Annotated in this window: 11 protein-coding genes; 6 read left to right on the forward strand and 5 right to left on the reverse strand. The window is 74.1% G+C overall.

Going from position 1 to position 13,530, the window contains the following annotated elements:
* Nucleotides 1-998: extracellular catalytic domain type 1 short-chain-length polyhydroxyalkanoate depolymerase (locus tag DKT68_RS23605; protein WP_109819591.1), on the reverse strand; the 998-nt coding region annotated here is incomplete at its 3' end.
* A 232-nt stretch (nucleotides 999-1,230) separates the two neighbouring features.
* Between DKT68_RS23605 and DKT68_RS23610 the strand changes: the two genes are divergently transcribed.
* Together DKT68_RS23610 and lipB are read left to right on the forward strand one after the other, a co-directional pair.
* Nucleotides 1,231-3,057 carry a DUF2079 domain-containing protein gene (locus DKT68_RS23610; protein ID WP_109819583.1) on the forward strand — a complete coding sequence of 609 codons (1,827 nt, stop codon included), beginning with the start codon at nucleotides 1,231-1,233 and terminating at the stop codon, nucleotides 3,055-3,057.
* A 113-nt stretch (nucleotides 3,058-3,170) separates the two neighbouring features.
* Entirely contained in the window at nucleotides 3,171-3,812 is a 642-nt protein-coding gene (gene lipB, locus DKT68_RS23615; RefSeq protein ID WP_109819584.1) for a lipoyl(octanoyl) transferase LipB, read from the forward strand.
* A 78-nt stretch (nucleotides 3,813-3,890) separates the two neighbouring features.
* Here lipB and aspS read toward each other — a convergent pair whose 3' ends face one another.
* Complete coding sequence (aspS, locus tag DKT68_RS23620) at nucleotides 3,891-5,177, reverse strand: aspartate--tRNA(Asn) ligase (protein ID WP_109819585.1); 1,287 nt, start codon at nucleotides 5,175-5,177, stop codon at nucleotides 3,891-3,893.
* 427 nt (nucleotides 5,178-5,604) lie between these two features.
* Here aspS and lipA point away from each other — a divergent pair, with 427 nt between their 5' ends.
* Both lipA and DKT68_RS23630 read left to right on the forward strand, forming a co-directional pair.
* Nucleotides 5,605-6,627: a lipoyl synthase gene (gene lipA, locus DKT68_RS23625; protein WP_109819586.1), complete on the forward strand. Its 1,023-nt coding sequence runs from the start codon at nucleotides 5,605-5,607 to the stop codon at nucleotides 6,625-6,627.
* Nucleotides 6,628-6,696: 69 nt separating this feature from the next.
* Entirely contained in the window at nucleotides 6,697-8,304 is a 1,608-nt protein-coding gene (locus DKT68_RS23630; RefSeq protein WP_109819587.1) for a hypothetical protein, read from the forward strand.
* A gap of 27 nt (nucleotides 8,305-8,331) precedes the next feature.
* Here DKT68_RS23630 and DKT68_RS23635 read toward each other — a convergent pair whose 3' ends face one another.
* Both DKT68_RS23635 and DKT68_RS31575 read right to left on the reverse strand, forming a co-directional pair.
* Nucleotides 8,332-11,226, reverse strand: coding sequence for a helix-turn-helix transcriptional regulator (locus DKT68_RS23635; RefSeq protein WP_236647045.1), 2,895 nt, complete (start codon nucleotides 11,224-11,226; stop codon nucleotides 8,332-8,334).
* Nucleotides 11,227-11,369: 143 nt separating this feature from the next.
* A complete protein-coding gene (locus DKT68_RS31575; protein ID WP_201749169.1) occupies nucleotides 11,370-11,540 on the reverse strand; it encodes a hypothetical protein in 171 nt (56 codons plus the stop codon).
* 205 nt (nucleotides 11,541-11,745) lie between these two features.
* Here DKT68_RS31575 and DKT68_RS23640 point away from each other — a divergent pair, with 205 nt between their 5' ends.
* Nucleotides 11,746-12,432 (forward strand): DUF4191 domain-containing protein, encoded by a 687-nt coding sequence (locus DKT68_RS23640; RefSeq protein WP_109819589.1) that lies wholly within the window; start codon nucleotides 11,746-11,748, stop codon nucleotides 12,430-12,432.
* A gap of 321 nt (nucleotides 12,433-12,753) precedes the next feature.
* Here the strand turns inward: DKT68_RS23640 and DKT68_RS23645 are convergent, their stop codons facing one another.
* Complete coding sequence (locus DKT68_RS23645; protein ID WP_109819590.1) at nucleotides 12,754-13,152, reverse strand: RDD family protein; 399 nt, start codon at nucleotides 13,150-13,152, stop codon at nucleotides 12,754-12,756.
* A gap of 262 nt (nucleotides 13,153-13,414) precedes the next feature.
* Between DKT68_RS23645 and DKT68_RS32160 the strand changes: the two genes are divergently transcribed.
* Nucleotides 13,415-13,530 (forward strand): glutamine synthetase (locus DKT68_RS32160; protein WP_236647015.1); only part of this gene is annotated, 116 nt, incomplete at its 3' end.

Raw genomic sequence — 13,530 nt, forward strand, 5'->3', positions numbered from 1 at the left:
GTCGGGGTCGGGGTGGTGCCGCCGCCGTTCAGCCCGAAGAAGACCGCGTCGCGGTACGTCGAGCAGATGGTGTCGAGGAAGTACGCGGCGGCGTTGCCGCACTGCTCGGCGCCGGAGCCCGGGTCGACCGGGGTGCCGTGTCCCATCCCGGAGACCCGGTAGAGCCGCACGTCGTCGTTGCCGTACACCTCGAGGCTGGTGCCGCCGGGCAGTGACGAGGTGCTGGTCGGGGTCTGGGAGACGCCCCGCACGTTGGTCCACTGGTCACGGGACTCGGCGCCGTTGAGCGGGGCGACCGTCGTGTCCGAGGTGCCGTGCCAGATGGCCACGCGGGGCCGCCGGCCGGTGTAGCCGGGGTACGCGCCACGGACCAGGTCGCCCCAGGCGGCGGGCGTCTTGTCCGTGCCCGGGTTCATGCAGCTGAACGCGTTGACCATGCTGGTGGCGCAGCGGTACGGGATGCCCGCGATGATCGAGCCGGCGGCGAAGACGTCCGGGTAGGTGGCGAGCATGACCGAGCTCATCGCCGCGCCCGCGCTGAGGCCGCTGACGAAGACCCTTGAGCCGTCCACCCCGAAGTTCGCCTTGGCGTGGTCGACCATCTGCTTGATCGAGAGCGCCTCGCCCTGGCCCCGGGCGGTGTCCCCGGTCTCGAACCAGTTGAAGCAGCTGTTGGCGTTGTTGCCGGAGGGCTGCTGGGGAACGATCAGCGCGAACTTCCACTGGTCGGCGTACTTCTGCCAGCCGGAGTTGGCGAAGTAGCCGGAGGCGTTCTGGGTGCACCCGTGCAGCAGCACCACGGCGGGCGAGTTGGCCGGCAGGTTGTCCGGCCGGTAGGCGTACATGGCGAGGTTGCCCGGGTTGGAGCCGAAGCTGCCGACCTGGGTGAGGCTGGCCGCCTGGGCGGGCGTGGCGAGGGTGACCACGCCGGCGGTGGCGAGGGCGAGCCCGGCGACCACACCGGTCAGCCGGGTGAGCAAGGACGAGGAGCGGCGCACGGCGGCCTCCCGGGGACGGATTGTGAACTGGGTCACGTTGGAATTGCCGGAACGTTACGTCGATGTGTCGCCGCTATGACATAGGGCACATCTACACATTCACGGTGGCCGCTGTGTACGCCTCGACGTCGCCGTCCCGGAAGGCACCCCTCCTCTACCTCAGGCGATGACACAGGTCCCCTCCTTGCATGTATGACCGGCCCGTCCAGGTCCGGTTGGTAACGTCCGCTGCGTGCCGTCCTCCCCGTCGCTGGCCACCGGGCCCGCACCCGCGTCACCGCCACGCGCCGTCCGGGACCGCCGGGCCGACCTGATCGTCGTGCTGGTGGCACTCGCGCTCGCCGTCTGGGTGACCAGCGGGCTGTGGCGGGACCCGAACGTCCGCGCCATCACCGTGAACTCCAGCGACCAGGCGCTCTTCGAGTGGCTGCTGGCGTTCGGCGGCCACGCGGTCAGCCACGGGGAGAACCCGCTCTTCACGTACCTGATCAACGTCCCGGACGGGGTGAACCTCGCGGTCAACACCTCGATCACGGTGTACGCGGTCGTCTTCGCCCCGCTCACCTACCTGATCGGGCCACCGGCGACCTTCCTGGTGATCCTCACCCTGAACCTGCTCGCCACCGCGCTGGCCTGGTACTGGCTGCTCTCCCGGCACCTGGTCCGCAGCCGGCTGGCCGCCGGGGTCGGCGGCCTGTTCATCGCCTACTCCCCCGGCATGGTGTCGCACGCCAACGCCCACCTGAACTGGACCGCCGGCTGGCTGGTGCCGCTGCTCATCTGGCGGCTGTTCGCGCTGCGCCGCCCCGGGCACTGGCTCCGGGACGGGGTGATCCTGGGCGTCCTGGTCGCGCTGGCCTTCTCGATCGCCGCCGAGGGCCTGTTCTTCACCGCGCTCGCGCTCGGCGTGTTCGTCGCCGTCTGGGCGCTGCACCCGGCCCACCGGGCCGAGGCCCGAACCGTGCTGCCCACCTTCCTGCGCGGGCTCGGGGTGACCGCGGTGGTGGCCGGCGTTCTGCTGTCGTACCCGCTGTGGCTGCACTTCGCCGGGCCGCAGCGGTTCCACGGCACCGGCTTCGACCCGGTGATCCACTCCGAGGACATCGCCGCGTTCGCCGCGTTCCCGCGCCGCTCGCTGGCCGGTGAGGCCGGGCTGGGCACCGCGCTGGCGCCGAACCCCACCGAGGAGAACTCGTTCTTCGGCATCCCCCTGCTGGCGCTCGCCGTGATCTGCTTCGTCGCGCTCTGGCGGCGCGCCGATGCCACCCGCCGGGCCACCCTCTGGGCGCTCGGCGCCACCGCGCTGATCTTCGCGGTGCTCTCCTTCGGGCCGGTGGCGAAGGTCGACGGGCGGCGCAGCGACCTGCCGATGCCGTTCGACCTGCTCGGGCAGCTACCGGTGGTGAACGCCGCGCTTCCCGCCCGGCTCGCCCTGGTCGTCGCGCCGGTGATCGGGGTGCTGCTGGCGTACGCCATCAACCAGCTGCGCGACGATCCGCCCCGGTACCGCCCCACGGAGCTGGCCTGGGTGCTCGGGTTCGCGGTGGCCCTGCTGCCGCTGCTGCCCACCCCGCTGCTGACCCACGAACGGGAGCCGGTCCCGCGGTTCATCACGGCCGGCACCTGGCGGGAGTACGTCTCCCCGGGCGGGGTGCTCACGCCGCTGCCGCTGACCGTGGACATCTACCCGGACGGGCAGCGTTGGCAGGCGTACGCGCTGTCGCACCGGCAGGGTGAGTTCGGCATTCCGGGCGGCTTCTTCCTCGGCCCCGGCGGCCCGGACGGGCGCGGCCGGATCGGGCCGGTGCCGCGCACCCTGAGCGCGCTGATGGACCAGGCCGGCCGGACCGGGCTGGTGCCGATCATCACCGACGGCACCCTGCGGGACGTCCGCGCCGACCTGCGGCACTGGCGGATCGAGACGGTCGTCCTCCCCGATCGCGTGCACGGCGCCAAGTTCGACGTCGACGAGGAGGCGGTCCGGCGCACCGCCGACGCCCTGTTCGGCGAACCGGAGCGGGTCGACGACGTCTGGGTCTGGCGCATCCCGCCCGCCTGACCCCGTGGAGCTGCTCGGGCAGCCGGGCACCTCGGCCCGAGCGGCGCGGCGCGGCAGCGCGGTGAGGCGGCTCACCAGCGATCATTGCCGGTCACGGGACTACTCTGAGGGGCGTGACGACGAGGACCTCCGGCCTGACGGCCGTCCGTGCCGGCCTGCTCGAGTACCAGGCCGCCTGGGACGAGCAGCGCCGGCTGCACGAGTCGGTGGTGGCTGGTGAGCGCGGCGACACGGTGCTGCTGCTGGAGCACCCGAGCGTCTACACGGCGGGCAAGCGCACCGAGCCGTGGGACCGGCCGACGGACGGCACCCCGGTCGTCGACGTGGACCGTGGCGGCAAGATCACCTGGCACGGGCCCGGGCAGCTCGTCGGCTACCCGATCCTCCGGCTGCCCGACCCGGTGGACGTGGTGGCCTACGTGCGTCGCACCGAGGAGCTGCTGATCGACGTGTGCGCCGAGTTCGGCCTGACCGCCGGGCGGGTCGAGGGGCGCAGCGGGGTCTGGGTGCCCGAGGACGACCGGGGGCCGGCCCGCAAGGTCGCCGCCATCGGCATCCGGGTGGCCCGGGGCGTCACCCTGCACGGCTTCTCGATCAACTGCGACTGCGACCTGACGCACTTCGACCGGATCGTGCCGTGCGGCATCCGGGACGCCGGCGTCACCTCGCTCACCGCCGAGCTGGGCCGCCCGATCACCGTGGCAGACGTGCTCCCGGTCGTCGAGCGGCGGCTGTCCACCCTGGTCGAGGTCTGACGCTCCGGCCCACCTCGCGAGTGGGAGGCACTCGAGCGCACGGGCCGGCGACGCGACGCCGCCGGCCCATGCGTCCTCTCAGGGGGTCAGCCGGTGCAGGTCGCGCGGGAACGCGGTGACCTCCCGGACGTTGGCCGCCCCGACCAGACGGGCCACGAAGCGCTCCAGGCCGATGGCGAAGCCGCCGTGCGGCGGCATGCCGTGCCGGAACGCGTCCAGGTAACCGGCGTACGGCTCGACCGACTCCCCGCGGGCCTCCAGCGCCGCCAGGTAGTCGGCGTGCCGGTGCAACCGCTGCCCGCCCGTGACCAGCTCCAAGCCCCGGAACAGCAGGTCGAAGCCGTTGGAGTACGCCGGCCGGGCCGGGTCCGGGTGGGTGTAGAACGGCCGCTTCGCCATCGGGTAGCCGGTGACGAAGAGGAAGTCCGACCCGTGCTCACGGCGGGCCCACTCCCCCAGCGCCCGTTCGTGGGCGGGCGCGAGGTCCGGCTCGTCGGCGGGCGCGCCCGCGATCGTCAACGCCTCGCTGAAGTGCACCGCCGGGATCTGCGCCAGCACGGCCGGCACCCGCACGCCGAGCGTCGCCAGCGCGCCCCCGGCCCGCTCGGCCACCGTGGCCAGCATCGCGGCCAGGGTGTCCCGCAGCACGACCATCACGTCGCGATGGTCGGCGACGAAGCCCAGCTCCACGTCGAGCGAGGTGTACTGCGCGAGGTGCCGGACGGTGTCGTGGGGTTCGGCCCGGAAGACCGGCCCCACCTCGTAGACCCGCTCGAAGACGCCGACCATCAGCTGCTTGTAGAACTGCGGCGACTGGGCCAGGTACGCCGGCCGGCCGAACCAGTCCAGGGCGAACACGTTCGCCCCGCTCTCCGTGGACGAGCTGACCACCTTCGGCGTGTGGATCTCGACGAAGTCCCGGGCGTCGAGGGCGGCCCGGAACCCGGCCACCGCCGCCGCCGAGACGCGCAGCGCGGCCGACCGGGTCGGGTGGCGCAGGGCGGTGGGCGCGTGGTCGAGCTGAGTGGGCAGGCTCGCGGTGAGCGTCGGCCGGTACAGGTCGAACGGCGGCGGCACGGCGGGCGGGCCGAGCGGACGTACCGTCGGGTCGGTGATCTCCACCCCGGCGGGCGCCGTGGCGTTCGACGTGGCCGTGCCGACCACCTCGACCACGGTCTCCTCGGTGAGTTTCTCCAGCTCGGCACGGGTCGCCGGGTCGGTGACGACGACCTGGGCCAGGCCGGTGGCGTCCCGCACGATCAGGAAGGCCACCGACTTGAACAGTCGGCGGCGGTGCACCCAGCCGGCGATCCGGACGGTCGCGCCGACGTGCAGGGGTAGGTGGTGGGACAGGATGCGGTGCATGTGGGCTGCTCCTCGGTCGATCGCGACGCCTTCGCCGCCCCGGGGGCGGCGAAGCGTCACCTCAGCCCCAGGGAGGTGTGGGCGAGCGGGAACCTCGCGGTGCCACCACACCTTCGCCCCCGCCGGAGCGGGGGCCTCGTTCGTCGCCTGATGACCGGGGCCAGCCGGGCGGGCTCTACTGGGCACGGGGCGAGCCGCAACCGTTCTTCCCGCAGCTCGGGAGGGTCTTCACGCACCGGCGCCAGACCGCCTCTCAGCACCGGCGGCTCTCTGCACTGGCGGGTCGGGGCGCTACTCGGCTCCGTCGTCGCTGTTGGCGGTGACGCTAACACCCAGCCCCCGCGGCTGTGACGCCTATTTTCGGCTCGTCGGTGTCCGGCGTCACAACATCCGCGGCGTGACGCCGGTCGCCTGACGCACATAGACGGTGGCCGTCGGGCGTAGGCTCGTTTTCGTGACGATCGAGCACTCCGCGCCGACGACCGGCCAGGCAGCGCGCACCGCAACGGCCGCCCCCGAGGGGCGGCGTCTGCTGCGCATCGAGGCGCGCAACGCCGAGACGCCGATCGAGCGCAAGCCGCCATGGATCAAGGTCAAGGCCAAGATGGGGCCGGAGTACACCCAGCTGCGCGGGCTCGTCTCGCGCGAGGGGCTGCACACCGTCTGCCAGGAGGCCGGCTGCCCCAACATCTACGAGTGCTGGGAAGACCGCGAGGCCACCTTCCTCATCGGTGGCGACCAGTGCACCCGGCGCTGCGACTTCTGCCAGATCGACACGGGCAAGCCGGCCGAGTTCGACGCCGACGAGCCGCGCCGGGTCGCCGAGTCGGTGGTCTCGATGGGGCTGCGCTACGCGACCATCACCGGCGTCGCCCGCGACGACCTGCCCGACGGCGGCGCCTGGCTGTACGCGGAGACCGTCCGGCAGATCCACGCTCTCCAGCCGGGTTGCGGCGTGGAGCTGCTGATCCCGGACTTCAACGCCGTCCCCGAGCAGCTCGCCGAGGTCTTCGGCTCCCGCCCGGAGGTGCTGGCGCACAACGTGGAGACGGTGCCGCGGATCTTCAAGCGGATCCGCCCCGCGTTCCGCTACGACCGCTCGCTGGACGTGATCCGGCAGGCCCGCGCCGACGGCCTGGTCACCAAGAGCAACCTGATCCTGGGCATGGGCGAGGAGCGGGCCGAGGTCTCGCAGGCGCTGCGCGACCTGCACGAGGCCGGCTGCGAGCTGATCACCATCACCCAGTACCTGCGCCCCTCGCCCCGGCACCACCCGGTGACCCGCTGGGTCAAGCCGGAGGAGTTCGTGGAGCTGCGCGAGGAGGCCGAGGAGATCGGCTTCGCCGGGGTGATGAGCGGGCCGCTGGTGCGCTCGTCGTACCGCGCTGGCCGGCTTTACCGCCAGGCGCTCGACGCCCGCGCCAGCGCTCCGGTCGTCACCGCCGGCTGAGCACCGACGGCGCCGACCCGCCCCGGCATGCCGCGCCGGGGGTCGGCGACCGGGTGCCATGATCGTGCGATGACCGTCGGGGTACGCCAGCAGCCGCGGGGCGCGGACCCTTCGCGCCCCCGGCCCGGCGTCCGCCTCGGGCTGGTCGGCTGGCTCACCGTGCTGGCCCTGCTCGCCGGGGTGGGCTACCGGCTCTGGCTGCTGGGCCACGCCGCGCCGCCGACGAACAGCGACGAGGCCACCATGGGGTTGGCCGCGCTGCACATCGCCCGCGGCGAGGGGTTCCCGGTCTGGTTCTACGGCCAGCAGTACATGGGCACGCTGGAGGCGTACCTGGCCGCGCCGGTGTTCGCCCTGGCGGGCGGGCCGTCACTGGTCGGCCTGCGGCTGCCCACGTTGGCGCTGTACGCGCTGTTCCTGCTGCTGGCCTGGCGGTTGACGCTGCGGCTGACCGGGGACCGCTGGTTCGGCCTGCTGGTGGTGGCGCTGCTCGCCCTCGGCTCCGACCGGGTGGTCAAGAACCAGCTCATCGCCGGCGGCGGGTACCCCGAGATGAACGCCGCCGGGGTGGCGCTCGCTCTGCTCGCCGTGGACCTGGCCGCCGGCCGCCCGGGGCGGCGGCTGGTGCGCTGGGCGGCGTGGGGGTTCCTGGCCGGCCTGATGCTCTGGGTCGACCCGCTCGTGCTGCCGTACGTCCTGGCCAGCGGCGTGGTGCTGGTCGCGTTCCGCCGGCGGGAGCTGCGCGGCGTGGCCGGCGCGCTGCTCGGGGTGGCCGCCGTGCTGGGAGCGGCCCCGCTGCTGGCGCACAGCCTGCTGACCGGCCGCAGTCCGCTGCACGCGGTGCTCGCGGCCAGCGGGGCGGACGCCACGGCGGGCTGGGCGGACCGGCTGCACGGCGGCCTGCTGCTGGGTCCGGCGCTGGGCATGGGGTTCTGCGCCCCCGGCCGGTGCGCGACCTGGGAGCTGTGGTGGGCGCTCGCCCTCCCGGTGCTGCTGGTGGTCGCCGCCGTCACCGCCTGGCGGGCGGCGCGCCGGGCCTCCACCGCCCCGGCCGATTCGTCGCCACGGGTCGCGGCGGCGATGCACCTGGCTCTCGTCCTGGCCGCGGTGGCCACCCTGGCCGCGTACACCGTGAGCAGCGCCGCCGGGCTCACCCCCGTGGAGAGTTCCCGCTACCTGTCCTGCCTGCTCATCTCCCTGCCGGCGCTGCTCTGGCCGGTGTGGACGGCGGCCCGGCGCCGTGGCGGGCGGGCCTTCGTCCGGCCGGTCGCGGTGGTCGTGCTGGTCGCCACGCTGGGCACCGCCGCGCACGCCACCGGGCGGGCAGGGCACGCCGCCCCGGCGACCCGGGCCGCCGAGGCCCGGCACGCCGAGCTGGTCACCACCCTGCGCCAGCTCGGGGTACGGCACGTGCGCGCCGGTTACTGGACCTGCAACCGGCTCACCTTCGCCAGCGCCGAGGACGTGGTCTGCGCGGTCGTCGACGACACGCTGCGCCCCGGCTTCGACCGCTATCCCGCGTACCGGCGGGAGGTGGAGCGCGCGGCGGCGCCGGCCTGGGTCGCGCCGACCGGCTCACCGCTGGCGGCGCGGCTCGACGAACTGCTCCGCGCTACCCCGGGCAGCCTGGACCTGGTCACCATCGACGGCTGGCGGATCTACCTGCCGCGCGGCTGAGGGGGCCGACCCGCCGCGGTGCGCTCGTCAGCGAGGCGCGGCAGACTCGGTGAGCAGGCCGAGGCGGTGGGCCAGGGCGGCAGCCTCCCCCCGGTTGGTCACGCCCAGCTTGGCGATGATCCGGGACACGTGCACGCTGGCCGTCTTCGGGGAGATGAACAACCGCTCGGCGATCCGGCTGTTGCTGTGCCCCTCGGCGACCAGCCGCAGCACCTCCCGTTCGCGGGAGGTCAGCAGGTCGGCGCCCGGCCCACCCTGACCGGCGCCACGCAGGCCCACCCGCCGCGCCAGGGTGGCGGCGGCCTCGACCAGCGGCGGCGCCCCCAGCCGCCGGCCGATCTCGGCGGCCTCCGTCACCGCCGCCGCCACCTCGTCCCGCTCTCCGGCGGCGGCCGCCGCCTCCGCGAGCGCCAGCAACGCCCGGCCCAGCGGGTACGGCTGCCCGTCGGCCCGCCACGCGTCCACCGCCGCACGCCAGGCCGGCAGCGCCCGCCCGGCGGTCGCGAGCAGGGCGGTGACCTGGGCGGCATGCGCCCGCGCGGCCGGGTGCACGGCGGGCAGGTCGGCGGCGAGCGCCGCGACGGCGGCCGCCAACTCCTGGTCCCCCACCCGGGCGGCGGCACGCGCGACGGCGCTGAGCACCGGCCAGCCCTCCCGGGGCAGCTGCGGCAGGCTCTGGTCGGCCAGCGCGACGCGGGCCGCCCGGACCGCCTCGACCTTGTCGTCGGCGGCCAGCGCCGACTCGATCCCCAGCTCGTGCAGGGGCAACCGGTGGTTCGGCCACAGGTAGGGCCGGCCGAGGAAGGCCAGCGCCCGGTCGACCAGCTCGTCGGCGGCCGGGTGGGCGCGGGCCAGCCGCAACCCGGCACCCAACTGGAGCCAGTGCAGCCCGGTGACGCCGGACAGGTCGATGCGGGCGGCCTCCGCGCACACCGCCTCCGCCTCGTCCCACCGGCCCAGCGCGATCAGCGCCTCGGCCCGGTTCGACAGCAGGTACGCCCCGGTGGAACGGCTGATCCCCACCCGTCGCGCCTCGGCCACGCCGGCCTCGGCCGCCTGCGCGGACTCGGCATAGCGGCCCAGCTCGCAGAGCACGTCCGATCGGTACACCATGGCGATCACCAGGGCCGGCGCGTCCCCGGCCGCCCGGGCGACGGACTCGACCCGGCGCAGCTCCGCAAGCCCCCGCTCCAGGTCCCGTTCACCGTGGCAGAGCAGGGCGATCCGCGTGGGCAGCAGGGCCACGTCCTCGCCGAGGGCCTCGGCGTCCGTCTCGGCCTCGGCGGCCACCCGGGCCGCCTGCCGCGGGTCGATCTTGACCAGGTGCGCGGCGATGTCGGCGAGCAGCCGTACCCGCTCCACGCCGGCCGGGCCGCCCGCCGCCAGCCGGTACGCCTCACCCAGCTCCCTGCTGCCGTCGCTCTTGCCGAGCAGGGCCAGCAGTCGACCCCGCTGGTCCAACAGGCGGGCGGCGCGCAGGGGCGCGGCGTCGGCGTCCACCTCGGCCAGCCCGGCGCGGGTGAGGGTGATCGCACGGCTGAAGTCGCCCGCCGTGACTGCGGCGTCCAGGGTCTGCTCCAGCAGCGCCAGGTGGTCCATGCCGAGCCGGTCGGCGGCGTCGGGCACCAGTTCCCACAGCTCCAGCACCCGTTCCAGCAGCCGGCGTTGCTCGGCGTAGGCGTACCGGTCGGCGGCGGCGCAGGCGGCGGCCCGTGCGGTGACCAGGGCCCGGGGGTGGTCGTGCGCGGCGTACCAGTGGTGGGCGATCTCGGCCGGGGCCCGGCCCTCGGCGACCAGGTGCGGCTGGGCCTCGATCGCGGCGGCGAACCGGGCGTGCAGCCGGGCGTGCTCGCCAGGCAGCAGCTCGTCGTGTACGGCCTCCCGCACCAGCGCGTGCCGGAACTCGTAGTCGCCGTCCCGGGGCACCACCAGCTGGGCGGTGACGGCGGCGCGTAGCGCGTCCTCCAGCTCCGCCTCGGGCAGCCCGGCGACCTCGGCGAGCAGGTGGTGGGCGAATCGGGTGCCGCCGGCCGCGGCGATCCGCAGCACCCGCTGGGCCGGCTCCGGTAGCCGGTCCACCCGGGCCAGCAGCAGGTCGCGCAACGTGTCGGGCAAGGCGGCGCAGCCGATCGGGTCACCGGCGACGGTCAGTTCCTCGATGAAGAAGGGGTTGCCCTGGGTGCGGTCGTGGATGTCGTCGACGGCCCGGGGAGTCGGCTCGGCCCCGAGCAGGTCGGCGAGGATCGCGGCGGTGCCGTCGCGGTCCAGCCGGCCCAGCTCGACCCGCTCGACGCCGCGGGCCCGGTCCAGCTCGGCCAGGAACGCGCGCAGCGGGTGGCCACGCTGCAACTCGTCAGTGCGGTAGGTGCTGACCAGCAGCAGCCGGCCCGGCCGGGCGGCCCGGACCAGGAAGCCGATGAGGTCCCGCGTCGAGCGGTCCGCCCAGTGCAGGTCCTCGATCACCAGCACCAGCGGCCGGGCGTCGGCGAGCCGCTGGAACAGCTCGGCGACCAGGTCGAACAGGTAGCCGCGCGGGGCGTCGGTGAGCGGCACCGCCGCTGGCGCGGCGAACGCCGCCGACACCCGGCCCAACTCCGGCAGCAGGCGGGCGAACTCCGCCTCGTAGCCGGCGAAGACCTCAGGACCGTCGGCGCGCAGCACCGCGCGCAGCGCGGCGGCGAACGGGGCGAACGGCAGGCCGGCCTCGCCCAGCTCCAGACACTGGCCGACCAGCACCCGCGCCCCGGCCTCGGTCGCCCAGCTCGAGAACTCCTCCAACAGGCGGGTCTTGCCCACGCCCGCCTCGCCACCGACCAGCACGGTGCTCGGCTCACCCGACCGCGCCCGGCCCAGCGCGTCCCGCAGCGCCGCGATCTCTCGCTGGCGGCCGACGAGGACGGAGCTGGCGGCGCGTACGGTCACGCGGTCGAGCATGCCATGAGGGGCCCAGCCGCCGGCCCCGCCGATCGGCCGGTCACCGAGCGGCGGGGCGGGCGCCCTGGAGGGCGCGGCGGGTGGGGCGGTCGCGGCCGGTGGGGCGCTGGCGGCCGGTGGGACTGTCGCGGTCACCGGCGGTCGTCGCCGGTGCGGCGGGTCGGCTGGCGCCGGCCCAACCAGCTACGCCCGGTGGCCCGCGGTACCGACCGCGCGAGTCGGTCCGCCGCCGCCTCGGCACGCAGCTCAGCGGCGTGGGTACGGTGCAGGGAGAGCAGGAATTCCGCGTCGTTGCCGAACATGTCGGGCTCCTTCGTGGGTCGTCATCTTCTGCTGATGACTCTTCGCGCGAAGGCCCCACCCGGGCATGGGCACACCGCCTGATCTTCCCCGGCGACACCCTCCTTACCCGGCCGCCCCGGACGCGTACGGCGACGTAAGGTACTCAGCCGCCGGCCACCCGGACGCGGATCAACGGGCCGGGCGGCGCCCACTAGACTCTGCGGCATGGCAAAGCCCCAGGAGAAGGTCTCGTTCGGCCAGCGGCTGAAGCAGATCGGGATGGTGTTCCAGTTCACCGCCAAGCAGGACCGGTGGTTTGCGCCGCTGGTCGCCGCCGCGGTGCTCCTCCCGCTCGCCCTCACCGTGGTCGCGGTCATCCTCTGGAGCTGGATCTGGCTGCCGCTGGGCATCCTGTTCATCCTGCTCGCCGTGCTGATCGTGCTGAACCTGCGCTCCAACAAGGCCATGATGAACGCCGCCGAGGGGCAGCCCGGCGCGGCGGCGCAGATCATGGAGAACATGCGCGGCGACTGGCGGGTGACCCCGGCGGTCAGCTCCACCACCCAGATGGACATGGTCCACCTGGTGATCGGCCGTCCCGGCGTGATCCTGCTGGCCGAGGGCAACCCGCAGCGCGTACGCGGCCTGCTCGGGCAGGAGAAGCGGCGGCTGGCCAAGGTGATCGGCTCCGCCCCGCTGCACGACTACGTGATCGGGCAGGAGGAGGGCGAGCTGCCGATCCGCAAGCTGCGGACCACGCTGCTGCGGCTGCCCCGCGCGCTGAGCGGCAAGGACGTCAACTCCCTCGACAAGCGGCTCAAGGCCCTCACGGCCCGGCCGCAGATGCCCAAGGGCGCCATCCCGAAGAACATGCGGCCGCCAGGCGGCTCGTTCCGCCAGACGCGGCGCTGACCCGCGCGGCGTACGCCTCGAAGAGCCGGACCCCTGCGGGGCCGGCTCTTCCGCGTTACCGCCGCCCGCTCAGCCCCTGTTCCGCGTCAACGCCGCCCGCCCAGCCCTGTTCCGCGTCACCGCCGCGCGCCCCGCCTTGTTCCGCGTCACCGCCGCGCGCCCCGCCTTGTTCCGCGTTGCCGCGCCGCCCCGGTCCACGCCCAGGGCAGCCGGTCCGGTGCCAAGATCGTGCTGCATCCAGGAAGTAGTGGCCTCGCACGCCAGGGATGCCACTACTCCTTGGATCGAGCGTGATCTTGGCGGTGGCGTCCGGCTTGGGGGTCAGCGGCGGGGTGCGTCGACGATGACCGAGTCGGTGAGTCGGTCGTGCAGGCCGCGACGGTGCTCGTCCATGATCAGCGCGGGGACGACCAGCGCCAGCAGCAGACCCCGGGCCAGTCCCCGGAACACCCCGATCCGGCCGCCGTCGTGCCACTTCACGCAGCGGACCTTGGTGATGTACATGCCCGGCGTCTGGGCGAACAGGCCGAGGAAGAGCCCGTACACGAGGATCAGCACCAGCACGGGGGCCCAGCCGTCGCGGACCGGGTCGGCGAAGATGTTGGCCGCCAGCAGGCACAGCACCCAGTCGATGATCAGCGCCCCGAACCGCCGCCCGAGGGTCGGCGGGGTGAAGGTGGGGTCGGTGGCCGGCGCTGCCGGGGCGTGCGGGTTGCTCACAGCGGTCAAGGGTATCGGGGCCGGGATGGGCGCTTCCCGGTGCCGCCTCTCGCTGCGTGCGGAATCGGGCCAATGGCATCAGATGTCATTACACTGGCACAGCCGGTACGCGTTCAGCGGCCGGCGGAGAGCGGTGGCGGAGCCTGGCTGACGCTCCGCGAGGGACGTAACACGGCAGAAACACAGGAGACACGGCCGGGCAACCCCCTGGCCATAGCGTCGCCAGAAGCCTAGCCACCCCGTGGACGTGCCAGGAGGACGTGTGTTCGCCAATCCCGAGGAACTGCTGCGATACCTCAAGAACGAGGACGTGAAGTTCGTCGACGTACGTTTCTGTGACCTGCCCGGCGTGATGCAGCACTTCAACCTGCCGGTCGA

It is taken from the genome of Micromonospora acroterricola (genome assembly GCF_003172955.1).
Taxonomy (GTDB): Bacteria; Actinomycetota; Actinomycetes; order Mycobacteriales; family Micromonosporaceae; genus Micromonospora; species Micromonospora acroterricola.

Coding starts and splice junctions, on each gene's coding strand:
- aspS (WP_109819585.1), bottom strand. CDS start 5,177: ATGCACCGCATCCTGTCCCACCACCTACCCCTGCACGTCGGCGCGACC.
- DKT68_RS23630 (WP_109819587.1), top strand. CDS start 6,697: ATGACCGTCGGGGTACGCCAGCAGCCGCGGGGCGCGGACCCTTCGCGC.
- DKT68_RS31575 (WP_201749169.1), bottom strand. CDS start 11,540: ATGTTCGGCAACGACGCGGAATTCCTGCTCTCCCTGCACCGTACCCAC.
- DKT68_RS23640 (WP_109819589.1), top strand. CDS start 11,746: ATGGCAAAGCCCCAGGAGAAGGTCTCGTTCGGCCAGCGGCTGAAGCAG.